This window comes from Acinetobacter nematophilus (assembly GCF_026344175.1).
Lineage (GTDB): Bacteria > Pseudomonadota > Gammaproteobacteria > Pseudomonadales > Moraxellaceae > Acinetobacter > Acinetobacter nematophilus.
Genome location: NZ_JAPKMY010000007.1, coordinates 157401 through 180220 on the forward strand (window position 1 = coordinate 157401; position 22820 = coordinate 180220).

Annotated in this window: 26 protein-coding genes; 14 read left to right on the plus strand and 12 right to left on the minus strand. The window is 39.2% G+C overall.

Going from position 1 to position 22820, the window contains the following annotated elements:
- The first annotated feature begins 168 nt into the window (after positions 1-168).
- The 6 genes from OSH00_RS13880 (at position 169) to OSH00_RS13905 (ending at position 3374) form a co-directional block, all read left to right on the plus strand.
- The gene (locus OSH00_RS13880; RefSeq protein ID WP_420909522.1) at positions 169-711 is read left to right on the plus strand and encodes a PadR family transcriptional regulator; all 543 of its coding nucleotides are present in this window, start codon (positions 169-171) and stop codon (positions 709-711) included.
- Positions 712-733: 22 nt separating this feature from the next.
- Entirely contained in the window at positions 734-1129 is a 396-nt protein-coding gene (locus OSH00_RS13885) for a Fur family transcriptional regulator (protein ID WP_266130906.1), read from the plus strand.
- 13 nt (positions 1130-1142) lie between these two features.
- Positions 1143-1445, plus strand: coding sequence for a DUF3861 domain-containing protein (locus OSH00_RS13890; RefSeq protein WP_196076186.1), 303 nt, complete (start codon positions 1143-1145; stop codon positions 1443-1445).
- 92 nt (positions 1446-1537) lie between these two features.
- Positions 1538-1669 (plus strand): hypothetical protein, encoded by a 132-nt coding sequence (locus tag OSH00_RS13895; RefSeq protein ID WP_266130907.1) that lies wholly within the window; start codon positions 1538-1540, stop codon positions 1667-1669.
- Positions 1670-1877: 208 nt separating this feature from the next.
- Complete coding sequence (locus OSH00_RS13900) at positions 1878-2825, plus strand: pirin family protein (RefSeq protein WP_266130908.1); 948 nt, start codon at positions 1878-1880, stop codon at positions 2823-2825.
- Positions 2826-2975: 150 nt separating this feature from the next.
- A complete protein-coding gene (locus OSH00_RS13905) occupies positions 2976-3374 on the plus strand; it encodes an OsmC family protein (RefSeq protein ID WP_266130909.1) in 399 nt (132 codons plus the stop codon).
- A gap of 87 nt (positions 3375-3461) precedes the next feature.
- On the opposite strand, the gene OSH00_RS13910 is transcribed toward OSH00_RS13905, so the two are convergent.
- Complete coding sequence (locus tag OSH00_RS13910; protein ID WP_266130910.1) at positions 3462-3908, minus strand: surface-adhesin E family protein; 447 nt, start codon at positions 3906-3908, stop codon at positions 3462-3464.
- Between the two features lie 148 nt (positions 3909-4056).
- On the opposite strand from OSH00_RS13910, the gene OSH00_RS13915 reads away from it, so the two are divergent.
- Both OSH00_RS13915 and OSH00_RS13920 read left to right on the plus strand, forming a co-directional pair.
- A complete protein-coding gene (locus OSH00_RS13915) occupies positions 4057-4698 on the plus strand; it encodes a glutathione S-transferase family protein (protein ID WP_266130911.1) in 642 nt (213 codons plus the stop codon).
- A 29-nt stretch (positions 4699-4727) separates the two neighbouring features.
- Positions 4728-5345 (plus strand): alpha/beta fold hydrolase, encoded by a 618-nt coding sequence (locus tag OSH00_RS13920; protein ID WP_266130912.1) that lies wholly within the window; start codon positions 4728-4730, stop codon positions 5343-5345.
- Between the two features lie 15 nt (positions 5346-5360).
- On the opposite strand, the gene dinB is transcribed toward OSH00_RS13920, so the two are convergent.
- The 4 genes from dinB to mdtD form a co-directional block, all read right to left on the minus strand.
- Entirely contained in the window at positions 5361-6416 is a 1056-nt protein-coding gene (gene dinB / locus OSH00_RS13925; RefSeq protein ID WP_266130913.1) for a DNA polymerase IV, read from the minus strand.
- A 741-nt stretch (positions 6417-7157) separates the two neighbouring features.
- Entirely contained in the window at positions 7158-7901 is a 744-nt protein-coding gene (locus OSH00_RS13930; protein ID WP_266130914.1) for a glycoside hydrolase family 25 protein, read from the minus strand.
- A 13-nt stretch (positions 7902-7914) separates the two neighbouring features.
- On the minus strand, positions 7915-8883 hold the full coding sequence (locus OSH00_RS13935) for a hypothetical protein (RefSeq protein ID WP_266130915.1): 969 nt from the start codon (positions 8881-8883) through the stop codon (positions 7915-7917).
- A 42-nt stretch (positions 8884-8925) separates the two neighbouring features.
- A complete protein-coding gene (mdtD, locus tag OSH00_RS13940; RefSeq protein ID WP_266130916.1) occupies positions 8926-10317 on the minus strand; it encodes a multidrug transporter subunit MdtD in 1392 nt (463 codons plus the stop codon).
- Positions 10318-10521: 204 nt separating this feature from the next.
- Between mdtD and OSH00_RS13945 the strand changes: the two genes are divergently transcribed.
- Positions 10522-12327, plus strand: coding sequence for a choice-of-anchor I family protein (locus OSH00_RS13945; RefSeq protein ID WP_266130917.1), 1806 nt, complete (start codon positions 10522-10524; stop codon positions 12325-12327).
- Positions 12328-12638: 311 nt separating this feature from the next.
- On the opposite strand, the gene OSH00_RS13950 is transcribed toward OSH00_RS13945, so the two are convergent.
- The 4 genes from OSH00_RS13950 to tenA all read right to left on the minus strand — a co-directional run bounded on the left by OSH00_RS13950 (position 12639) and on the right by tenA (position 14904).
- Complete coding sequence (locus OSH00_RS13950) at positions 12639-12917, minus strand: hypothetical protein (protein ID WP_266130918.1); 279 nt, start codon at positions 12915-12917, stop codon at positions 12639-12641.
- A 90-nt stretch (positions 12918-13007) separates the two neighbouring features.
- Positions 13008-13361, minus strand: coding sequence for a hypothetical protein (locus OSH00_RS13955; RefSeq protein WP_266130919.1), 354 nt, complete (start codon positions 13359-13361; stop codon positions 13008-13010).
- Positions 13354-13893, minus strand: coding sequence for a PAAR domain-containing protein (locus OSH00_RS13960; RefSeq protein ID WP_266130920.1), 540 nt, complete (start codon positions 13891-13893; stop codon positions 13354-13356). The genes OSH00_RS13955 and OSH00_RS13960 overlap by 8 nt, the downstream gene beginning before the upstream one ends.
- Positions 13894-14232: 339 nt before the next feature.
- Entirely contained in the window at positions 14233-14904 is a 672-nt protein-coding gene (gene tenA, locus OSH00_RS13965) for a thiaminase II (RefSeq protein ID WP_266130921.1), read from the minus strand.
- Between the two features lie 236 nt (positions 14905-15140).
- On the opposite strand from tenA, the gene OSH00_RS13970 reads away from it, so the two are divergent.
- The 3 genes from OSH00_RS13970 to ssb all read left to right on the plus strand — a co-directional run bounded on the left by OSH00_RS13970 (position 15141) and on the right by ssb (position 18363).
- Positions 15141-16223, plus strand: coding sequence for a DUF475 domain-containing protein (locus OSH00_RS13970; protein WP_266130970.1), 1083 nt, complete (start codon positions 15141-15143; stop codon positions 16221-16223).
- Positions 16224-16362: 139 nt separating this feature from the next.
- A complete protein-coding gene (locus tag OSH00_RS13975; protein ID WP_266130922.1) occupies positions 16363-17727 on the plus strand; it encodes an MFS transporter in 1365 nt (454 codons plus the stop codon).
- A gap of 51 nt (positions 17728-17778) precedes the next feature.
- Positions 17779-18363: a single-stranded DNA-binding protein gene (gene ssb, locus OSH00_RS13980; RefSeq protein ID WP_266130923.1), complete on the plus strand. Its 585-nt coding sequence runs from the start codon at positions 17779-17781 to the stop codon at positions 18361-18363.
- A gap of 151 nt (positions 18364-18514) precedes the next feature.
- Here the strand turns inward: ssb and OSH00_RS13985 are convergent, their stop codons facing one another.
- Positions 18515-19420 carry a DMT family transporter gene (locus tag OSH00_RS13985; protein WP_266130924.1) on the minus strand — a complete coding sequence of 302 codons (906 nt, stop codon included), beginning with the start codon at positions 19418-19420 and terminating at the stop codon, positions 18515-18517.
- 183 nt (positions 19421-19603) lie between these two features.
- Between OSH00_RS13985 and OSH00_RS13990 the strand changes: the two genes are divergently transcribed.
- Positions 19604-20509, plus strand: coding sequence for an AraC family transcriptional regulator (locus OSH00_RS13990; RefSeq protein ID WP_266130925.1), 906 nt, complete (start codon positions 19604-19606; stop codon positions 20507-20509).
- 207 nt (positions 20510-20716) lie between these two features.
- Here OSH00_RS13990 and OSH00_RS13995 read toward each other — a convergent pair whose 3' ends face one another.
- On the minus strand, positions 20717-21052 hold the full coding sequence (locus OSH00_RS13995) for a hypothetical protein (RefSeq protein ID WP_196074807.1): 336 nt from the start codon (positions 21050-21052) through the stop codon (positions 20717-20719).
- A 197-nt stretch (positions 21053-21249) separates the two neighbouring features.
- On the opposite strand from OSH00_RS13995, the gene ahpC reads away from it, so the two are divergent.
- Entirely contained in the window at positions 21250-21813 is a 564-nt protein-coding gene (gene ahpC / locus OSH00_RS14000) for an alkyl hydroperoxide reductase subunit C (RefSeq protein ID WP_266130926.1), read from the plus strand.
- Positions 21814-21880: 67 nt separating this feature from the next.
- Here the strand turns inward: ahpC and OSH00_RS14005 are convergent, their stop codons facing one another.
- Positions 21881-22804, minus strand: a complete 924-nt coding sequence (locus OSH00_RS14005) for a LysR substrate-binding domain-containing protein (RefSeq protein WP_196074809.1) — start codon at positions 22802-22804, stop codon at positions 21881-21883.
- Positions 22805-22820 lie beyond the last annotated feature (16 nt).

Sequence of the window (22820 nt, forward strand, 5' to 3'; positions counted from 1 at the left end):
AAAGTATGTTCTTCCTTAATGTTTATGAGAGAAATTAAGATATATTTTTTATAAAATAAATTCATTATTTATCAATATATTGAATCTTATTTTAAATCTTAACTTGCTTAAAGACTTATTAAGATATATCTTATTAATTATAAATTAATCGAATTGAGAAAAATAAAGATGAAATCAGGCCGGCATGAGCATATAAACCATGGTTTTGAGCATCACGAACATCATCCAGAAAAGGGTTATGGTGGACGCAGAGGCCGTTTGTTTGAATCGGGAAAAATGAAGCTTTTGGTACTTCATCTGATTGAACAGCAAGCCAAACATGGTTATGAAATTATCAAAGACATCAGTGATTTGGTCGGTGGTGGCTATACACCCAGTTCAGGTACCATTTATCCGACACTGACCTATCTTGAAGAAATCGGTTTTGTTGTTGTGGAAAATACAGCAGATGATCGCAAGCAATATCACATCACTGAAGCTGGAAGATTGCATTTAAAAGAGCAAAATCAACACATCCAGCATTTGTTGGCGCGTTTAGAAACACGTCGTGAACTTCATGAGAATGACCAGTATGTGGATGTACACCGTGCCATGGAAAATTTAAAAACCGCGTTGCGTTTAAAGCTGAAAGGCAAAGATTTTAATGCAGAACAGGTTAGACAGGTTGCTGAGATCATTGATCAAGCTGCTGTAAAGATTGGGCGTTTATAACATGACATCCAAAAGGTGAGACATGGATATTGAAATCCAACAGAAATTGCGCCAATCAAACTTAAAAATTACTCAGGCGCGAGTGTGTGTATTTAAAGTCTTATCCGATCAAAACGTACCACTGACGGCTAAACAAATTTATCAACAACTTTATCTGAACCATCAGCAAATTAGCTTATCCACCATCTATCGCGTGGTCAGCGACTTGGAAAGAGCAGGTTTGCTGTGTCAGAAACTGAATGGTAGAGATGAAGCGCGCTATGTCTTGATTAACAAATCTGAAGCTGAGTCCTTAAATATTCAATGTGCTGATCTGACGAAAATTAATAAAGCGTCCTTGATTAAATCATTGGAAAAGGTTTTCCAACAATTCAATGTCGATGTTTTAGATATTGAGTTTAGTCCTACATTACATTAAGTAGAGAAATCACATGAAACAACATCAATACCATGTCACGGTACAGCATCTTGCAGATGCAAAAGGTCAAGCTTCAAACTATAGTGAAAACATTGAATTCAATGTAGGAAATCACGACGATATTTTTGAAATTGTTGAACGTTTAAAAAAAGCCGAGTTTTTTGATGAAGAAACAACAAAGGCATTTGCAGTAGGGCTCAAGTTGTTTTTAGAAGTGATGATTACACATCGTGATCATATTTTATTCAAAGATTTTGAACCGGCTGTAAGGCAATTCATGAAAAATTTAAAGCAAAATGTAAAGAAAGAGGCGTGATTAAAAAGTTCAAATCACAAATAAGCTGTAAGGCAAGCTCAATCGGCAATGATCTTGAGTAAAATTCCCAGGTTAACAACAAAATATGCCACTTGGCTGATGCTAATTTTCCTATTGCCCGTGGTTTTACAGGTTTATTGGTCAATCTTGTAACGCCAGTGCCTGAAACGAAAAAGTTCTGCACATGGATGGTTTTGGATCGAGATCAGGCTGAGAGTATTTGAGCAATAAGCCTGAATCTGGAATTACAGCATCATCAGTCGAAGACCACCGACTTTATAACAAAAACCACACTATTATTGTCCTATTCATAGTATTCAGCGTATTAAGATAGCTATAGGTTGATGGATATAAAACCGCTAGGCTAGATAGATTGAAATAGCAGATGTTGAAATAACATCCTGAGCTGATGAGCAACTTTAGGATAACAAAATGACCAATACCAACTATACCGAGATTTCTCATTCTGATGATTGTGAAAAATATGTGAATAAATTTATTCAAGACTTTCCAATCCGTTCAGCGGAAATAGGCAGAGGCACCGTCATTAAGCGCGCATTACCCAGTCGTCAGAAACGTATGATTGGCGCATGGTGCTTTTTAGATCACGCAGGACCCGTAACATTTCCTCAGGGAGATGGATTGGATGTTGGACCACACCCACATATTGGTTTACAGACTTTTACGTGGATGATTGAAGGCACAATGATGCATACAGACAGCATTGGCTCAAAACAATTGATCCGCCCAAAGCAGGTCAATTTGATGACCGCAGGTTATGGTATTTCTCATACAGAAGTTGCGCCTGATACTGAGACTCGAATGCATGCTGCACAACTCTGGATTGCATTGCCTGATGATAAAATCAACATGGCACCTCAATTTGACCACTATCCAGTTTTGCCTGTGGTTGAAAAGGACAATATTGAGTTCACTGTTTTAGTTGGTGAATTTATGGACACTGTATCACCTGTTCAAGTCCATACAGAATTATTGGGTATTGATTTCTTTGCCAAAGAACAGACCAAAACGCGTATTCCACTCAATCCTAAATTTGAATATGGATTTATGGCTTTGGAAGGCAATGCAATCGTGAATGGTCATGAGTTAAATAGTGACAATATGGTGGTGCTAGAACCTGGAATCTCGCAAATTGACGTAGAGCTTCCAAAAGGTTCACGTTTGCTATTGATAGGTGGTGAACCGTTTGAATCTCCTATTTTGTTGTGGTGGAACCTTGTGGGACGTACACAAGAGGAACTGAAGACTGCGACAGAACAATGGATCAATCAAGATGCGCGTTTTGGAACAATTCCTGATTATGATGGCCCACGTCTGGAAGCACCTGCATTTCCAGACAAGATGCGACCATCGAAGTAACCTACCGTATGGGTAATCTTAAGAGACAGATGCAGAGTAAATCATTTGCGTTAAGGGTTTGTGGGTTCATTCTTTAGCGCAAGTGCTGAATTTACAAGCTTTATCTATACAGGCATTTATTAAAAAAATTTAATATGAAAGGAAAATAAAATGGCAATCATCGCAAATGCAAAAGTAAAAACCTATCCGGAACCATGGTCAGGCGAAGTCGTTAGCGGAAAGCATCAACTGATTACGGATAAGCCGGAATCATTTGGTGGACAAGACAAAGGTTTAGCACCTTATGATTTTGTTTGCTCAGGTTTGATTTCCTGTACGATGATTACTTTACGTATGTACGCTCAACATAAAGGTTTTGATTTGGGCGAGTTTACTGTCGAAGCAGATTTTAATGCCAATAAAGAAGGCAAAGAATGGATAGAACGCCGTTTATCTTTTGCCAATGTGCTGTCAGAGGAAATGCATCAAAAAGTATTGGATATTTGTCAAAAAACCCCTGTGACTAAAACTTTGTTAAGAAGCTTAGAAATCAATACCACGATTATTTAAGTGGCCTTGAAAAAATGATTTGATTTGCAAAAGACATTTTGCCGTTCTACAAAATGTCTTTGTGATGTTGTACCTATTGCTGATGATTTATTTACAGCTCATACCATATATTTGTGTAGAAAATTTACCTTGATTCAAGGGCTTGAACTCTAAATCATCAAAAGAATAAAAAGCGGCTCCAGTTTCGCCATCATGACTCAACGTAATGTGGTCAAACTTTTTCACTAATTTACTGTTCGATGTTTTTCTAGCAAAGTAATCAGCGCCCCGAATAGCAATAGTCTTCGCTTTACAATCGACAATAAGCTGTTTAATGACCGATTGATAAGGCTCATCGCTGTTCAACCGGATCGGTTGAGCATATTTTTCGTAGATCACCGCTTGCTTAAAGGAATCACGAATGGTTGTATGCGCCTTGGCATCAAGAAAGACTTGGCCCTGAGGTTCTATAGCCCCCAGCGAAATAAGTTTGGGTTGATAGGAATATGTTTTGGCGCACACCAATAACAGCGTTAAACAGAGTAAATGCTTCATTTTTATTTTCAGTATGGCTGATATTCATACAGATTATAATCACAGTCATTCTAGAGTACACTGATAAAAGTGTTAAAAATATAGCAATACAATTGTTGAAAAGCCAAGATCCATCTATAGTCAGAACACAATAATTGAGGCAATAAAAATGATTACATTACATCATCTGGATCAATCACGTTCATTACGGATTATTTGGGCTTTGGAGGAGCTGGGACTTGAATATCAAATTAAGCACTATAAGCGGTTGCCGACTTTTGCTGCACCACCCGAGTTAAAAGCTGTTCATCCATTGGGAAAGTCACCTGTGTTGACCGATGGAGATTTAACAATTGCTGAATCTGCAGTGATTTTAGACTATCTTCAAACGACCTATGATAGCCAAAACCAGTTTAAGCCCAAGAATCCTCAAGATCTGATGCAATATAACTATTGGATGCATTATGCAGAAGGTTCTTTAATGCCTTATTTGGTCATGACTTTAGTGATGACCAATATGCCCAAACATGTCCCATTTTTGATTCGACCAATCGCAAAAAAAATCTCAGAAGGTGTCCGTGGCGGTTTTATCAATCCTCGCTTAAAAGAACATTCAGTGTTTTTGGAAGATTATTTTAGTCAGCATGACTATGCAGCAGGAGAGTTTTCTTTTGCTGATATTCAGATGAGTTTTCCTGTTGTCGCCATGCAACAACGAACTAAAAACAATACCCCCCATCTTGCAGCCTATGCGGAACGTATCCAACAGCGACCTGCTTATCAACGTGCAAAAGCAAAAAGTGGTGATTAAGTTCTGTTGTGCTAAAAAGTGGACTGTAAATGAATTTAATTTTTTTACCGGGTGCATCGGGGAGTACTGAATTTTGGCAACCTGTCATGCACAACCTGCCAGTGAATCATCAAAAAACCGTGCTTGCTTATCCAAGCTTTGGCGGATCTCCAGATCACCCCGATATCCAAAGCTTTGAAGATTTACAGGACTACGTGATTGCGCAGATTCAACATCCATCGATTGTGATTGCCCAGTCGATGGGCGGGATCTTTGCAGTACAGGCAGCATTGCAGAAACCACAGCAGATTGCAGCATTGGTGTTGGTGGCAACTTCGGGTGGAATTGATTTAGCGCCGTTTCATGTGGCAGATTGGCGAAAAGATTATCAGCAGACTTTTGATGTTCCGAGCTGGTTTGTTGATCATCAATCTTATATGGATGAATTACTCAGTCAGATTTCCTGCCCCGTTCTGTTGATTTGGGGTGATTCAGATCCAATCAGCCCCCTCAAAGTAGGTGAATATTTACATGAAAAAATCGGCAATTCAACCTTGCATGTGGTTGCCCAGGGTGAACATGATTTGGCTTATGTTTTTGCCCATCCAGTATCCGCATTGATTGAAAATTTTATTTCAGAATATCAATCAGTTCAGCATATAAAATAAAAGCATATGGGTGCTTTACCATAAGGATAATTGTGACTCATCCTGTTGGTCTGTGAGTTGGTATAGACCCACGCCAATTAAACGAAATTGAAAATGCTCAGGAATTTGCATTTCATTCAATAGGATTTGAATGACTTGGGTCATTTCTTGTGGTGATTTGAGTGCGGTTTTAAAGCTTTTACTGTGCTGCAACACTTGAAAATTCTTGAGTTTAAGTTTGACTGTTACACCACGTGCCTGCATCTGCTTTTTTTCTAAACTGAGCCAAACCCGTGTAATTAAATTATCCCAATAGATTGCACATTGTTCGAGATTAAAATCGTCATCAAATGTGGTTTCTTTTGAAATTTGCTGTCGTTGCCGTTCTGCCTGTACAGGGCGTTCATCGATGCCTTGAGCATATAAAAACAATTGTTTGCCATATTTGCCAAAATGGTGAATCAAGATGCTTTCTTCAATTTTCTGTAAATCACCTAAAGTTTCTAAATTTAAACTCTTGAGTTTTTCCTGAGTAACTTTACCCACGCCAGGAATTTTTTTTAGGGCTAAATCTTGAATAAAATTTTGAACTTGGCTGGGCTTAATGATGCAAATGCCATTTGGCTTATTCCAATCCGAAGCCACTTTGGCCAGAAATTTATTTGGCGCGACTCCTGCTGAGGCGGTAAGACCCGTTTGCTGATAAATATCCGCACGAATGCGTTCAGCAACTTCGGTGGCACTGGGAATATTTAATAAATTTTCAGTCACATCAAGATAAGCTTCATCTAAAGATAAAGGTTCAATGAGTGGGGTATATTTTTGGAAAATTTCATGAATTTGATAGGAAACATCACGATATTTTTCAAAATTGGGTTCAATCACATAGACTTGTGGACAGCGCTTTTTTGCTTGTGCCATCGACATTGCCGAACGTAAGCCGAATTGACGGGCAGGGTAAGATGCCGCAGCAATCACTGCCCGAGGATGATGTGAAGAAATCACCACAGGCAAGTGCCTTAATTCAGGACGTTCAAGTAGTTCTACAGATGCATAGAATGCATCCATGTCGATATGGATGATTTTTCTCATGAATGACACAGTGTTGCAGCGCTGTGTGTTTATTCTAACCGATCTTGATTTGTTGTAAGTGATGAATTTGGTGTTTGGCACGAATCTGCGACAGTTTGTGTCGAGATGCTGACTTTTTATAATCATTTCTGATCTTTTTAAGCATTTTACGCTCAGCTGTATCCATTGAAGCTACATTGGCTTTGCCAACATACAAACATAGGCGTTACCTATCCATGCAGATTAAACCCGGACTTGAGAGGAGAATGAAATCGATCATCTAAAATGAATTGATTTTGAATTGCTCAAAATACAGTAAGACAGCTATAGTCAATCCATAGAAAAAATGATACAGCAAAATATAATTTTTATTGATTCATAGAATCAATGCTATAGATATACTTTTGGTTATCTAAAGCTTTCATTGCCATGCTTTACATCTAAATTTTAAAAAAGATTTGCGTAGGTGATGCCCCACTTTTCAGAGATGAAAAGATGACAAGAATCTTTCGTTTAACAGGGTTCTTGCGCTGTAAACAAAGCAGTGCTTTGTTTTTGCTCATATACCCCCGCTCAACATGACGACATCCATGTCGCCTCACGATAGCAAGACCATCTGTGAATCAAAAATACAAAGAATCTTAAATTTCATTTACGATTAATGATCTCTATGGATATCTAGGTGGTTTGACTATGATCGACGATTCATACAAATGAATAAGCGGTAGCACCAAAGTCGAGTGGATTATGATGTTGGGTGGGCTAATTTAAATTATTCTGCTTTAAAAACTGTTTCCACTGCTCAGTATCACCATAAAAAACATTTAAATCGACATTTTTAGCAATGCCTTGAATATGGCCTTGATTGGTTTTTTGCCAAAACGTCCATTTCCGACCATCTTTTAAATCGGGTTGATCTTTATATTCACGGATCCAGATCGGTGTATCTTTAAACTCACCAGTAAGTACCATGTTATAAAAGACTTTGGACGTATAGAAAATTGGTTGTTTGGCATAATGTTGATGCAATTGATCATGGATGATTTTGATTTGTTTTAGTAACTGCTCTTTGGTGTAGGTGTTGATGCAGGCACTGTCATACTCCAAGTCGATGACAGGGGGTAAGGCATTGCTTTTGTTGGGTACTGTCTTGATAAAGTTTTGTGCTTGGATTTCACCATCACGACATAAGCGGAAGAAATGGTAGGCCCCTACACGCATGCCACGTTCACGTGCTTCTAACCAATAGTCCTGAAACTTATCATCTTGATAATCTCCACCTTCAGTGGCTTTGAGATAAACAAACTGGTATTGCTGAGGAGATATTTTTTTCCAATCAATTTCTCCTTGATGGTGTGAAACATCAAATCCTTGAATGGCATAATCTTGAGCACCAGCATTCTGCGGATGGAACAATGCCAAGTAGCCGATCGTACTCAATAAACTGATACATCCGATCCGGGTGATGATAGAACGATATTTAGGTTGATGTCTCACAAAAATCATCCTGATGCCAATGTCATGCGATTTCCAGGTTAGTCGTCGCGTTGCAGTACTGATCATGTGTTGATTGTACGCGTTTCGCTTTAGGGTGCGTCATTTGACTACCCAATTGTTCAATAAATTTACATGATGCATATTTTTTGGCACGTGCCTGATATTCAGCAATCCATCTGTCTCGGTCAAGCATACGGTTTTCTTGAACTGGCCAAACCCCTAAACGTAAGGCATCCACACCGATTCTCCACGGTTTAGGGCTGATCCTTGCACGAAAACAGTTTTGGTTTTTGCACATGCGTACATAATTCGGGTCGGCTTGCAGTGCGCTAAAGAACTGCTGAGTTTCTTCACTGCGTGGTTCAAAGACCTGATGCATGACCAAAACGCGATAGCCTTTCGGCGTTTGATAAACGCGTAAATGCCACGATGGATGTTGCATAGAAAATTGACGAATCGATTTTAAAGCTTGTTGTTCGGGTGAGCCCAGCCATTTGTGTTGAATACCCAGTAATATTTCAGCAGTTTGTCGACTAAGTACAATTGAAAAAAATAAGCCTATTGCCAATACCCACCAAGACTTCAACAATACAGCACCGACAATGCCGATAAAAAACAGCAATACAAAACCGAGTAAATACAGTCGGCTGTTTGGTGCGTAATTAAAATCAATATCTGCAAATAAAACATCGGGCGTATTGAGGCAGAGCGCACCATAAGAATTACGTGTGATCACCACATCATCGTGCTGTTGAATAATTTCTTCACGAATGGGCAAACCTTCACTGCCATTATAGGGAATCTTATGGTCAAGTTTTCGAATGTTTTGTCCTGATTTAAGTTGCTCAAGTGCTTCTGTAACCCGTGTTTCCGCATGCATATATGCATCTTGCATACTCATATCTGACCAACCAAAGCGTTTGATGGTGATCTGGCGTTTTTCGGACTGCGTTGTTATTTTTGCTTCCGCCCAATACTTTGGAATAATCATATCCAGCGTCCTTATCGTTTATTTAGTGTTATTTTGCTTCGCTTAATCTCGGGTGTCTTTTGGAATTTGAAAGAAAATTAAAGCGGTAATAATATTGATAGCACCTAAACAGATCAGTGTATAGTGAAAAGCTTGGGTAATATGTGTCTCGGTAAAATATACTGTAAAAGTATTTAATAATGTACCTGCTAAGGCAATACCAATACTCATTGAAAGCATCATAATCATTGACAAGAAGCTGTTGCCGCTACTGGCATCTTGTTGAGTTAAATCTTTCAGCGTCAAAGTATTCATGGTCACAAACTGCAATGAATTGAGCACGCCAAAAATAAAGAAATGGGCAGTCCGCAGCCAAAGTGGCGTGTCGACGTTATGTAAGGCAAAGCTGGCAATACACGCACCGATCAATAAGGTATTGACCAATAAAAATGGACGATAGCCTGTGCGTTGTAAAATAGGGCGGATGATGGGTTTGGAAAATAATGAACCCAAAACAATGGGCGTCATCATGATCCCCGTCATAAAGGGTTCCATCTTAAAAGCCACCTGTAGCATCAGGGGTAAAATGAAAGGCACGGCATTGCCACCAAAACGGGCAAAGAAATTTCCCAATACACCGATAGCATAAATTTTATTTTTAAATAAACGGCTACGAAAGAGTGCATTCTGATGTGTATGCGCGTGATAAGCGTAAATACATGCTGACACTAGACCGATTAAAAGTAAGCTGATGCTGAAGTTTCGAGATATTTCTTTACTGGCAATATTTTCAATACCGAGTGCCATACCCACCATCGCAATGGCTAAAAGAACAAAACCGCTGAAGTCAAAAGATTTCACGGAAGCTTCTTTGACATTGGGCATGGCTTTAAAGGTGACAAATGTGCCTAAGATGCCGATCGGTAAATTGATCAGAAAAATCCAATGCCAAGAGGCATATTCAACCAACCATCCACCCAAAACAGGACCCATCAATGGTCCGAGTAGCCCTGCCAAACTCATTAGGCTCATCGCCGAAAGAAACTGCTCACGAGGAATGATTTTTAACATGGCGAGACGACCGACTGGCACCAGTAGTGCCCCGCCGATGCCTTGAATGACTCGAAATGCAATCAATAAATTAAAATTGTTGGATAGCGCACAGCCTAAAGAGGCCGAGGTAAAAATCACAATCGCGATAAAAAAAGTATTGCGGATACCAAAGCGATCAGCCAGCCAACCACTCAGCGGAATACAGGCAGCAACAGCCAGTACATAGCTGATCACAATGCCATGCATTTTTAATGGATTTTCTTGTAAACTTTCTGCCATTGCAGGCAAGGCGGTATTGATGATCGTGGTGTCCAAGCCTTGCATGAAAAAGCCGATCGAAACTAAAAAAACCAATAAATAAAATTTAGGCTGTAATTTACTGTGCGATGCCGTAGCAGTCATAGCGCTTAAAATAAGTCAATTTTGTGAATAGTTTAAAACAATGCCTCAGCTAAATCTGTATGAAATCGTTGCTATAACAGTTGACTAGAATCATCTACGGTATACGAGGTCAAAAAACTGCAATAAAACTGTCATTTGTTGGTCATCAAATTTACACCCCTCATCTCTATAGTGAATAAAATTTAAACAGCAATGGATTGGCCGATGAACTTAAAGATTTCTGCATTGTGTTTGGCAATGCTTTCTGTGGGGTTGGTTGCGTGTAATGATGACAATGATTCATCCACACCCCCCGTGGTTGAGGAAGCAACACCTGAAAGCATTAGTCTGAGTTTATTGGGGCGTTATGAAACTGGCGTTTTTGCTGAAAGTGCAGCAGAAATTCCTGCTTATGATGCAACCACCAAACGGGTATTTGTGGTCAATGCTAAAAAGGGCTTAGTCGATGTTCTTGATGTATCTAAACCGGATGCGCCAGTGCATATTGGCGAGCTCTCTGCGCGTGAAGCTTTGGCAGAGTCAGAAGTAAATTCTGTGGCAATCAAAAATGGTATTGTTGCGCTTGCTGTTCAAGCCAAGCAAAAAACTGACAAGGGGATCGTAGCGTTCTTCGATGCCAAAGATTTAAAACTGATCAGTAAAGTTGAAGTGGGAGCTTTACCTGATATGCTGACCTTTACGCCTGATGGGAAAACAGTTTTGGTTGCCAATGAGGCTGAACCGAATGAAGATTATAGTATTGATCCTGAAGGCTCAATCAGCATTATCGACCTCAGTAATATTCGTCAGCCAACAGCAACCATTGCTGATTTTAAAGCGTTTAATGATAAAAAAGCTGAGTTGATTCAATCCGGTGTACGAATTTTTGGTCCTAAAGCGACAGTTGCTCAGGACTTGGAACCTGAGTACATCGCAGTGAGCCAAGACGGTAAAACGGCTTGGGCAAGCTTACAAGAAAATAATGCGATTGCAAAAATTGATATTGTGGCTAAAAAAGTCACTGATATTTTACCATTGGGTTATAAAGATCATGGTCTGGCAAACAATGCTTTGGATGTCAGCGATAAAGATAAAAAAATTAATATTCAAGCCTGGCCAGGTCTGATGGGAATGTACCAACCTGATTCAATCGCCCACTATCAAGCCAATGGTACCAGTTATTTAGTGACCGCAAATGAGGGTGACTCACGTGAATGGCTGAAGGACTCAACGGCTTATTATGCTGGAGATCAAAGCAAAGGTTTTGCTGAAGCAATTCGGATGAAGCATTTATTCAACGTTAAAGGTTTCAATAATAAAGGTGATTATCCTGCGCATTTGAGCAATCTTGTCGCAGGTGTAAAAGGGGCTAAATTGGATGCCACAGTCTTTGCATACTGTGGAGCAACAGCAACTCCAGGTTTATGTCGCGAAGACGATCAATTGGGGCGTTTAAATATTGCATGGAATATGGGTTATGAGACCAATACCGATGGTTCTCCAAAACTGGATGCCAATGGATTATTGACCTATAACAAACTGTATAGCTATGGAGCTCGTTCATTTAGCATATGGGATACACAAGGTAAACTGGTTTGGGACTCAGGCAGTGAGTTCGAACGTAAAGTGGCTGAATTATTGCCGAATTACTTTAACAGTGATCATGAAGCAGCAGTTTTTGATGACCGCAGTGACAACAAAGGACCTGAACCAGAAGGTTTGGCTTTAGGAACGATTGGTAAGAAAACCTTCGCATTTATTGGCTTGGAGCGTCAAAGTGGGATCATGGTTTATGATATTAGCAATCCACTAAAACCTGTTTTTGTACAGTATTTTAATAACCGTACTTTTAAACAGGATCAAACTTATATCAATGCTAAAGATGAATCTATTTTGATTGAAAAAAGTGATTTGGGGCCTGAAGGACTCACTTTTGTTTCTGCCAAGGATTCACCAAACGCTAAACCGATGCTGATTGTGGGTAACGAGGTCAGTGGTAGTACAGCAATTTACCAGATTAATTTAAAATAGAATTTTAAACGTATCCCTTCGTTTTAAAGAGTGCTTTGGCACTCTTTTTTATTAGATTTTCAACGTCCACTGTCGTAGTTTTGATTAAGGAAATCCTTCTGGTATTGCAAGCTGGCAAAGTAGAAAGAATATACCCGCTATGAGAAAAAGCCATATTGAGTTTTTTCTATTCAAACGATTAAATATTTGGATTAATCTAAAAAATTCTGGAAAGATTAAAACAAGAAAAGCAAATACTAGAAATAAAAGACTCAAGTATCCTGAAATTAAAAAGATTTCATAAGTATATTTTCCAAACATATTTCAACCTATTATTTAATTTTACTATCTAGAAAGCCTTTGTCTTTTGTATCTAAAATTAAATGACCATTTCGATAAACAACTCTACGCATCCACATATAACTTTGCTCGCTAATTTTTGTTGATGAGCCATTAATTAGTGGATTTGATTGAGTCGTATGTCCAATCACATAAGATTTTATTTTTCCTGAATTATATAAATGCCTTGAAAAAGCGGCAGATAAATTATTAGAATCGTGTGGATCTTCTGCGGTATTGCAACCTTGTATTTCAATTTTGGCATCATTCATAAAGCCTTTAAAATTAACCTTTTTAAGGTCATTTACATCAAAATTTGCACTTTTGAATAATCCTCTAATCCATTTTAAATCATAAATACTCTATTTAATTCGGTCATTGTCAGTATCAGACTCTCTTACAGAAACCATCCACAAATGATTTTGCCCCCCATGTGTAAAAATATCTAATGATTTAATACTATTTTCAGGCTGCCTATTAATTAAGTCGATAAGATCTTGATATATTTTTATCTCACGAATAAATATATTGTATTTGTTTCCGTCTCGGGCTTTATACATTCTTTGTAAGTTATTAGCAGTAGCTTTAAATGTGTTTATATCACTTTTACTGTAAGCCCCACCCCAAACAATAATTCTATTTTTTCGTTCGACTTTAATGTCTTGAGTTGACCCTGGTTTGGGGTTTGTATTAGCTGTACCTGTTGGGTTAACCATTTTTATGGTTCTCCATCATAAATTCAGCGTCATCACCCAGCCATATTTCTAGATCATTTGCTGAATTTGTAATTATACGTGGAGTTTTTCCTTCAGAATCGGTGTATCCGTTAAATATTTGCCCATCTTCTGATTTGATATAATACGCTGTGTTAGGTATGAAATTACCTTCATGATCAACAGCAACAATTTGCTCATCGAATACATCTGCAAAATTATTGTTCGTAGATGTTGAGTTCTTAGCATTGTTTCTGCCAATACTTTTACCACTTTCACGAACTGCAAGACTTTGATTCGGGAGGAAAGTAGCGCCACATGTTGTCTTATCTCCAGCCATTATTGCTGTGCTTGTGCCAACAATAAAGAAACCCTTACCTAACGATATTGCGCTAGTCATCACTTTACATTTTGGACAATAGTGTTTCATTCCTTCGAGATGAATGGCTTTACCATCTATAAGAAATGAGTGGTCCGCTTCAACAACAATGCCACCGTGATCAGTCTTTGCACCTGATGTTATAAAAGCATTCATTTTTAATTATCCAGTATTATTAAATTATCTAGGAAGTTTTTCTAAATTTTGATTGATATATATTTAAGTATAAAATCAAAAAAAGCTTTTGATTGATATATTTATGAATTAATTCAATATTTTATAATTATACTTTATAGCCTTGATTCTATCTTTTATAACTAGGTTGCAATTACGAACACAACCATTTCAATATTGGTAACATGATCTAAATTTGTAGATCCCATAAAATTATTGGTTGTGATAATTTTGTTAGTCGCATTGTATGTACATTTTCAACGCCCACTGTCCCAAAACTTAATATGTATAAGGGAGAGTGGGAAGCATTATATCTATAAATTACTGATCTAAACCTAACCACTTTCTTTGATGATAGGCACTATCCCAAAATAACCATTCTAACTCGGCACCTTTGGTATAAGCCTGATGCATTTTCTCAAGTGTCAGGGCATCACAATGTTCAGCAATACGGTCAATGGTTGCCAAAACATTTTTGACTGCTTGATTAAACTCTTCACCTGAATAGGTATCGATCCATGCTTGATAAGGATTGTTGGCTACAGATTTGTTGACAATGTCTTTACCGACTTCAGCATAAATCCAGAAGCAAGGCAGCAGCGAAGCCAATACCACTGGATAGCTTTCAGACCATGCTGTTGCAGTTAAAAAAGAAGTATAGTGATGGCAAGCAAGCGTCAGTGGTGTGTTTTCAAAATCCGCTTTGCTGATGCCGAAGTTTTGCATAAATCCATCATGCAAACTGCGTTCAACCACAATGGCTTCTTTCGCGCCTTGTGTAAATTGAATGATATCGTCAGCATCAAATGCTTTCGCACCGCATACAGCCAATGCGCGTCCATACGCGACTAAATAATGGGCATCCTGAATTACATAATGACAAAATGCGTCTTTATTTAATGTGCCTGTAGCCAGTTCCTGATTAAATGGCAAAGCTAATGTTTTGTTATATAAGGCAAGATTACGTTGCCACAGCTGTTCAGAAAAGCGCATGTTATTTTCCTATACAATCATTCAAGCGATTAAAGTCATTTTTAACTGACAAGACTATAACAACTCTAGGTAGGTTTAGGTATTTGAATGCCGAAAATTCAACTGAGTTAGCATAAAAATATGACAAAGAACTTTTGGAGAAACCTGAAAAAGTCGTCATAATATGCGCATTAAAAACCCAATTTTTATTTCAGTGTTCTGATTAAAAACTATTCTCCGTAGGTCGTATTCTCATGATGAAACATTTTGGTTTCTCAATCTTTTTTACGGTTGTGTGTTTGGCTATATCTGCATATTGGGGTTTTACCCATGGTCCAAATGCAGGTGTCCAAGCCATGCTGTCAGCACTGACCATTACCGCGATTTTGGCTGTCATGGAAGTCTCATTGTCTTTTGATAATGCTGTGGTGAACGCTTCGGTGCTACGTAACTGGGATCATTTTTGGAAAATGATCTTTTTAACGGTGGGAATCTTGATTGCTGTTTTTGGCATGCGATTGGTTTTCCCTGTTGTGATCGTAGCGGTCACCGCGGACATGGGCATGCTTGAAGTGGTAAAAATGGCCTTGAATGACCCGATCCAGTATTCAGAAAAATTATTGGCACACCACGCAGAAATTGCTGCTTTTGGTGGGGCATTCTTATTATTGGTTTTCTTAAACTTCTTCTTGGATGAAGGCAAAGATACCCACTGGTTTAAGTGGCTTGAAAAGCGTTTAGCTAACTTGGCCAATGTGCCTGCGATGTCAGTTTTCCTTGCACTCATTGCTTTGTTGGTGATGGCAGCCAACGTTGAAGAAGCAAAACGCCTTGTGGTGACCATGGCGGGTATTTGGGGCATCGTGATTTATATCGGTGTGCAAGTGCTCAGTCATTTACTGGGCGGTGAACCAGAGGTTGACGAAGAGGGCAATGCAGTAGGTCATGACGCCAATGGTGCACCGACGGGTATCATCAAAGCCGGGATCGGTGGTTTTATTTATTTGGAAGTTCTCGATGCTTCTTTCAGTTTCGACGGTGTGATCGGCGCGTTTGCCATTACTTCTGATGTGGTTATCATCATGTTGGGCTTGGCAATTGGTGCAATGTTTGTCCGTTCAATGACGATCTATCTTGTTGATAAAGGTACACTGGATGCTTATGTCTACCTTGAACATGGCGCGCATTACGCGATTGGTGCTTTGGCTTTCATTATGATTGCAAGTGGTACAGGGCTCCATGTACCTGAAGTCGTCACAGGCTTGATCGGTGTTGCCTTTATTGTATGGGCGGTGATTGCATCAATCCAATATAACAAGCGAATTGAACAGCAACATTAATCCTTTTTTAAGAAAAGAGATTACAATGGGAGAGCACTTTGAAAGTGCTCTTTTTTATGCTCAATGTTTCCACAAAGTTGCCACAATATGCGATGATGTGTTGGAAAATTAGCTCGCCAGTTTTGATAAGCCAGTAGATATGATGAATCCTTTAGAACGCCGCTCGACCTTTGCATTAAGTAGTATTTTTGCTTTACGCATGTTGGGGCTGTTCATGATTATCCCTGTGTTTGCGGTGGTGGGACAGACTTATCAATATGCAACACCTGCCTTGATTGGTTTGGCGGTGGGTGTCTACGGTTTAAGTCAGGCCATTCTGCAAATCCCATTCAGTTTATGGGCCGATCGCTTTAGTCGAAAACCGTTGATTGTATTTGGTTTGCTGCTGTTTGCTTTCGGTGGCGCAATTGCAGCAATGTCTGAAACCATTTATGGTGTGATTCTTGGGCGTGCGATTGCTGGCGCTGGCGCCGTGTCAGCGGTTGTGATGGCCTTATTGGCAGATGTGACTCGTGAAGAAAACCGCACCAAAGCCATGGCAGTGATGGGCATGAGTATCGGTTTATCTTTTGTGGTTGCTTTTAGTTTAGGGCCTTGGTTGACCAGCTTGGTGGGAATTTCAGGCCTGTTTTGGGTCACCACCGTGATGGGACTGTTGGCTATTTCAATGTTGTTTCTGGTACCCAAAACCACACGCCATCATAAGAACTTTAAGCAAGGCTACCTCAATCAGCTCAAACAAGTGTTAAAAATGGGTGATCTGAATCGTTTGCACGTTTCGGTATTCGCCTTGCATTTATTGCTCACTGCAATGTTTATTTATGTGCCTTCACAGCTGATTAATTTTGCAGGCATTCCATTAGCCAAACATGGCATTGTGTATTTGCCATTGTTGGTGATCAGTTTATTTTTTGCATTTCCAAGCATTATTCTTGCTGAAAAATATCGCAAGATGCGCAGTATTTTTCTAACAGCCATTGCAGGCATTATTGCTGGGCTGGTGATTCTTATATTTGGTTATGAATCCAAATATATTTTATTGTTGGGTCTGGGCTTATTCTTTATTGCTTTTAATGTGATGGAAGCCTTGTTGCCTTCATGGTTGTCCAAAGCCGCTCCGATTCAGTCCAAAGCGACCGCGATGGGTGTCAATGCAAGTGCTCAATTTTTAGGTGCTTTTTTTGGTGGTACACTCGGCGGGCAATTAATTTTGCTTAATAATACAACAATGGGTTGGAGTGTTTTAGCAGCTATTGCTATACTTTGGTTGCTCATTAGCTTTGGGCTGGCTCAACCACGATATTTGACATCAATCGTTTTGCGATTACCTGAGGATAAACAAACCGATAATTGGACTTCTCAGTTATTGTCAATTCGTGGTATTGAAGAGGTCGTGGTGATGTCTGACCAGCAAGTGGCGTATATAAAGGTTGATAAACAGCAGATTGATGATGCTGCGCGACAACATTTAACGCAGTTGTTCGGGAAAGAGGTAGCCATTTAAACATAACTCTTATAAAGTAAAACATAGAATCGAATAGGAAGATAACATCTAATGCGTGGTGTAAATAAAGTTATTTTAGTTGGTACTTTGGGTCGTGATCCTGAGACGAAAACATTCCCAAATGGGGGATCTCTTACTCAATTTTCAATAGCGACCAGTGAATCTTGGACAGATAAAAATTCCGGAGAAAGAAAAGAACAAACGGAATGGCATCGTATTGTATTGCATAACCGTTTAGGTGAAATTGCACAGCAATACTTACGTAAAGGCTCAAAAGTTTATATTGAAGGTTCTTTACGTACTCGTCAGTGGACAGATCAAAATGGTCAAGAACGCTACACAACGGAAATCCGTGGTGAGCAAATGCAAATGTTGGATAACAACCGTCAGCAAGGTGAAGCGGGTGAAAACGGCGGGTATAACCAACCCCGTTTCAATAACAATCAACAAGGTGGTTTTAACAACAACCAAGGTGGTGGTTATATTCAAGGCAACCAAGGTGGCTATGGCAATGCAGCTCCTCAAGGAGGTTATGGCAATGGTGGAAACAATGTCAATCAGGGTTTCCAGTCGCCTAAACCACAACAGGCACCTGCAACGGCTCCAGCTGATCTAGATGATGATCTTCCGTTCTAGATCATATATCGCAAGTATTGGCTAGGCTGGTTGAGATTAATTTTATCCAAAGTAATTTAAACTCAAAAGCTTGCTGAAATACATCGCCGCACGTATTGGGTCAATAGGCGCGGCGATTTTTATTTTGTGTTGGGATCAAACCTTTAGTCATTTAGCTTCGGTTAAGTATCTGAGATAGCCTAAAATTCGGCAATTTTATAAAGAAAATCGCATTGCCACATAAAATCAGAATTACCCCGATCACAGCATTGATATGCCATTGATAGCCTTCCCAGAAGGTTGAAATGACCAAGGCGACCAATGGAAACAACAAGGTACTATAAGCCGCCTTGCCCGCACCAATACGCCCAACTAAATAGAAATAAGCAGTAAAGCCAATCACTGAGCCAAACACAGCCAAATATAATAAAGCGCTGACTGCACTGAGTTGCATGCTTGGGAAAAACTCATCCTGCTTCATCACCGCGATCAATGCCATTACGATTGAACCATATAACATGCCGTAAGCATTGGTGGTAAAAATATCGAGTCCTTTTTTTTGATGGCGCGTACTGATCATATTTCCCAGAGAAAAGCCATAGGTTCCCAATATGCAAAGACCTATCCCCATCAACGTATATTGATTTAAGCTGCTTCCCATCACATCATGCCAAAACAAGGCAATAATCCCCAAGCCACCGAGCAGAGCAGCAGGATAAAAACGTTTAGAAATCTTTTGCTTAAAGAAAATTTTGGCATTGAGTGTGTTAAAAATCACTGCCATCGAAAAAATGACAGCTTCTAAACCACTACTGATATATTGAACTGCAAAGTAAAAGCAAACAAAGTTGAAACCAAAAATACAGCAAGCTTGCAGCATGCAGAATAAATGGTCGTTTAAAGCCAACTTGTGCTTTTTTCGACACAAAAGAATCAAGGCAAATAGACACATCGCTGAAATAAAGAAGCGCCAAAACACTGCTACATTCACCGATATTCCACTTTGCTGTTGCAGACTAATCGCAATCCATGTCGTTCCCCAGATCACCACGACCAACACATATAAGAGTGCATTCATATTCTTTCAATCAAACTCAAACGATCGACATTATTGTGCTTGATTTAAGCCCATTGTTTCTTGTACCTCCTTGTGATTGCTATCATGATCTTGTGGTTTTTTTCTACTCACATGTTTATATCAATGATAAAATAAGCCTGAAGTCCTACTTAAAATATTCAAATTTAATACTGCCTATAGACGATGAAATATCAGATTCTCGATCAATTGCAACAGCATAAAGCGCAACTGCTTGATTCGGTTGAGTTGGGCTCCGGTATGCAATTGGCCATGTGGCAAAATGATCAAGACCGCGTCAGTGTTTGCAGTAACCACCATACCCTAAGCATGTATATTCAAGGGGGCTATCACAGTTATCAAAAGACGGCACAAGGTTGGCATAACGGCGGTGGTCCCGATCGTATGTGTTTGATGCCACAAGATTTTGAGTCCACATGGGACTTACGTGATTCCCTAACTTTTGTACACCTTTACTATACTAAGCAACATCTACAACGCGTTGCCGAACAGGTATGGGACCGTGAACCGAGTCAAATTATTCTAGACCCGCAAATTTTTGTCGCTGATCCACAGATTGCCATGATCTATCGTCACTTTTTATTAAATACGACTTGGCAGCAGAGTGAAAATCACCTGCAAATGAGTACAGCCACGACACTGTTGCTGAATCATCTCATTAAAAATTACAGTGCTGCTCAGTGGCAGGCGCCAGAGATCAAGGGAGGCTTGTCACCTTATACACTCAAATACTTGTTGGCATGGATTGATCAGCATATTCAGCACAGCTTGACCTTATCTGATTTGGCTCAACAGGCTCAACTGAGTGAATATCATTTTGCGCATATGTTTAAGCAATCCATGCAGATCCCACCTCATCAATATGTGATGCAACGTCGTCTGGAATTGGCTCACCAGGCTTTACTACAAACGACAGCAAGTTTGGTGGACATCTCAGAACAATATGGATTCAGCTCAAGCAGTCATTTTAGCAATCGCTTTAAAAAGCACTTTGGTTATTCTCCGTCTCAAATGAGGAAAGGGGAGAAAAGTCGCGATAAATATGATCGATACCCTGAAATCGAAAAATAAAACAAGGCTTTGCTACATAGAACTGATCATGGATAGTTTTTATGATCACAACAAAAATAAGGTCTTCAATGCTCAGGTATCTGCTAAAACGAATACTGCATGAATGCTTTAAACCTTTTTTGGCAATATGTTGAATATATGTCGATTTCACCCAACAAGGCTGAATGATCAACCTTGTTGAATGCATTTAAGTGAAAAACTGGTCATTTAAAAAATGCGCGAGCTGTGCATATAGTGATTGGTCACTTGATTATAGGTTTCGAGAATTTTTTGACTGCTGTTGGTGCGAAGTGCTGTATTGAACTGATGCATATACTCAAGTAATTGTGATTTTGCTTTGCTTGCAAACTCAGCGGTGATGGCTTGATCTTCATAGAGTAAAACATAGTTTTTGGCAAAGCCATAAATCATAAACAAAGCTGTTTTCTCAAAATCTGATTCGCAATCAAGAATTTGATCTTCACAGTTTATTTTCAATTGTTTAAAGGCATCGGTACCAAAAGGAAGGTTTTGGAATTGCTCCAAAATAGCTGAGAACGTCATTTTTAAAGTCCACGCAAAAAGAAAATCTACAGATTAAATCTTGCGAGGTCAAGCCGCTTTTCACGAAGAATGAGAAAGTTTGTTAATTTGTAAAACCGATTTATTTTATTAAAAACTACAGTTTTACCGATTTAATTATTTTTCGTATAGTGGTTTCACAGACAAGCAATCCCTGAAACCTATTGAAGGAAGACCCAATGAGTTTAATTAATACTGAAGTTAAAGCTTTCAACGCAACTGCATATAAAAACGGTGAATTTATTGAAGTATCTGAAAAAGATTTTTTGGGTAAATGGTCAGTGGTGTTTTTCTACCCTGCAGACTTTACCTTTGTTTGCCCAACAGAGTTAGGTGATCTGGCCGATCATTATGCTGAATTCCAGAAAATGGGAGTAGAAATTTATTCAGTATCGACCGATACACACTTTACCCATAAAGCTTGGCATGACAATTCAGACGAAATCAAAAAGATCCAATACCCAATGATCGGTGATCCAACTTGGGCACTGGCAAAAAACTTTGAAGTGCTGATCGAAGCTGAAGGTCTTGCAGACCGTGGTACCTTTGTGATCGATCCGGAAGGCAAGATTCAAATCATTGAAATCAATGCTGGCGGTATTGGTCGTGATGCACAAGAGTTATTGCGTAAGGTCAAAGCTGCACAATATGTACATGCACACCCTGGTGAAGTTTGCCCTGCTAAATGGAAAGAAGGCGATGCGACACTTGCACCATCGATTGATCTGATTGGTAAAATCTAATTGTTCAATCAATTTTACAATCAAAAAACCAGAAGTCTTACTTCTGGTTTTTATTTTTAAATGGGTTTTATAGTAGATAACCCTCATGTTGAGGTGCATAAGCACGGATGCCTTCAACAAGGTCTTCAATGAGTTTTTCCATCACCAAGCGTTGTCCTTTTCTTGAGGCATAAACCAGTTGTACAGTCCCTATATTGGAACACCATTCCGGTAAAAGATGGATTAATCGGCCTGAAAGAATATCTTGTTCTACCGTTAAATATGGCAAATCGGCAATACCTAAACCATCTAAAACTGCATAATAAGCCCCCATCAGATCATTACTTTTGATACGCGGCTGTAGTGGAATATCAATTTCTTCCTGTTGCTCATTATGATGTAAATGCCAATGATAGTGCTGTTTGTCAGTACCTAAGACAATGCTGGGAAATTCACATAATTCAGTCACATGTTGAATTTTACGATCACCCAAAAGTTCAGGGCTAATGACTAAACAATGGGTCGTTTTAATAATGTCGCGAACAATGATGCTAGAGTCTTCATTCATGGTGAAATTGGTACGAATCGCCAGATCAATATCATCATGTAACACATCAATACGTCGACTGGTCAGTGCCAATTCAACATTGACCTTGGGATATTTCTTTAAAAACCGATTTAAAATAGGACGAACTTGATGTTCTAACATGACGGGTGGACAACTAATTTTAATCAACCCTTGCAATTCAACTTTCTGTTTTAACAGTACATTCTGTGCAGTATCTGCTTGCTCAATGATTTTTGAACACTCTTCAAAAAACTCCTGCCCTAAAGGGGTGACTTTAAAATGACGTGTCGAGCGTTGAATCAAAGTGACATTAAATTTTGCTTCCAAATCCAGAATGCGTCGACTGAGTTTTGACTTGGTAATATTACTGGCTTCACTTGCAGCACTAAATCCGCCGTGCTTTACAACCAAATAAAAATAATAGTAGTCATCAAAAGAATGCACAGTTTTATCCCTGAAT

What these genes read in the sequence shown, in the direction of transcription:
- OSH00_RS13880 (WP_420909522.1), top strand. Translation starts at nt 169, where the DNA reads ATGAAATCAGGCCGGCATGAGCATATAAACCATGGTTTTGAGCATCAC.
- OSH00_RS13885 (WP_266130906.1), top strand. Translation starts at nt 734, where the DNA reads ATGGATATTGAAATCCAACAGAAATTGCGCCAATCAAACTTAAAAATT.
- OSH00_RS13890 (WP_196076186.1), top strand. Translation starts at nt 1,143, where the DNA reads ATGAAACAACATCAATACCATGTCACGGTACAGCATCTTGCAGATGCA.
- OSH00_RS13900 (WP_266130908.1), top strand. Translation starts at nt 1,878, where the DNA reads ATGACCAATACCAACTATACCGAGATTTCTCATTCTGATGATTGTGAA.
- OSH00_RS13905 (WP_266130909.1), top strand. Translation starts at nt 2,976, where the DNA reads ATGGCAATCATCGCAAATGCAAAAGTAAAAACCTATCCGGAACCATGG.
- OSH00_RS13910 (WP_266130910.1), bottom strand. Translation starts at nt 3,908, where the DNA reads ATGAAGCATTTACTCTGTTTAACGCTGTTATTGGTGTGCGCCAAAACA.
- OSH00_RS13915 (WP_266130911.1), top strand. Translation starts at nt 4,057, where the DNA reads ATGATTACATTACATCATCTGGATCAATCACGTTCATTACGGATTATT.
- OSH00_RS13920 (WP_266130912.1), top strand. Translation starts at nt 4,728, where the DNA reads ATGAATTTAATTTTTTTACCGGGTGCATCGGGGAGTACTGAATTTTGG.
- dinB (WP_266130913.1), bottom strand. Translation starts at nt 6,416, where the DNA reads ATGAGAAAAATCATCCATATCGACATGGATGCATTCTATGCATCTGTA.
- OSH00_RS13930 (WP_266130914.1), bottom strand. Translation starts at nt 7,901, where the DNA reads ATGATTTTTGTGAGACATCAACCTAAATATCGTTCTATCATCACCCGG.
- OSH00_RS13935 (WP_266130915.1), bottom strand. Translation starts at nt 8,883, where the DNA reads ATGATTATTCCAAAGTATTGGGCGGAAGCAAAAATAACAACGCAGTCC.
- mdtD (WP_266130916.1), bottom strand. Translation starts at nt 10,317, where the DNA reads ATGACTGCTACGGCATCGCACAGTAAATTACAGCCTAAATTTTATTTA.
- OSH00_RS13945 (WP_266130917.1), top strand. Translation starts at nt 10,522, where the DNA reads ATGAACTTAAAGATTTCTGCATTGTGTTTGGCAATGCTTTCTGTGGGG.
- OSH00_RS13950 (WP_266130918.1), bottom strand. Translation starts at nt 12,917, where the DNA reads ATGAATGATGCCAAAATTGAAATACAAGGTTGCAATACCGCAGAAGAT.
- OSH00_RS13955 (WP_266130919.1), bottom strand. Translation starts at nt 13,361, where the DNA reads ATGGTTAACCCAACAGGTACAGCTAATACAAACCCCAAACCAGGGTCA.
- OSH00_RS13960 (WP_266130920.1), bottom strand. Translation starts at nt 13,893, where the DNA reads ATGAATGCTTTTATAACATCAGGTGCAAAGACTGATCACGGTGGCATT.
- tenA (WP_266130921.1), bottom strand. Translation starts at nt 14,904, where the DNA reads ATGCGCTTTTCTGAACAGCTGTGGCAACGTAATCTTGCCTTATATAAC.
- OSH00_RS13970 (WP_266130970.1), top strand. Translation starts at nt 15,141, where the DNA reads ATGAAACATTTTGGTTTCTCAATCTTTTTTACGGTTGTGTGTTTGGCT.
- OSH00_RS13975 (WP_266130922.1), top strand. Translation starts at nt 16,363, where the DNA reads ATGATGAATCCTTTAGAACGCCGCTCGACCTTTGCATTAAGTAGTATT.
- ssb (WP_266130923.1), top strand. Translation starts at nt 17,779, where the DNA reads ATGCGTGGTGTAAATAAAGTTATTTTAGTTGGTACTTTGGGTCGTGAT.
- OSH00_RS13985 (WP_266130924.1), bottom strand. Translation starts at nt 19,420, where the DNA reads ATGAATGCACTCTTATATGTGTTGGTCGTGGTGATCTGGGGAACGACA.
- OSH00_RS13990 (WP_266130925.1), top strand. Translation starts at nt 19,604, where the DNA reads ATGAAATATCAGATTCTCGATCAATTGCAACAGCATAAAGCGCAACTG.
- OSH00_RS13995 (WP_196074807.1), bottom strand. Translation starts at nt 21,052, where the DNA reads ATGACGTTCTCAGCTATTTTGGAGCAATTCCAAAACCTTCCTTTTGGT.
- ahpC (WP_266130926.1), top strand. Translation starts at nt 21,250, where the DNA reads ATGAGTTTAATTAATACTGAAGTTAAAGCTTTCAACGCAACTGCATAT.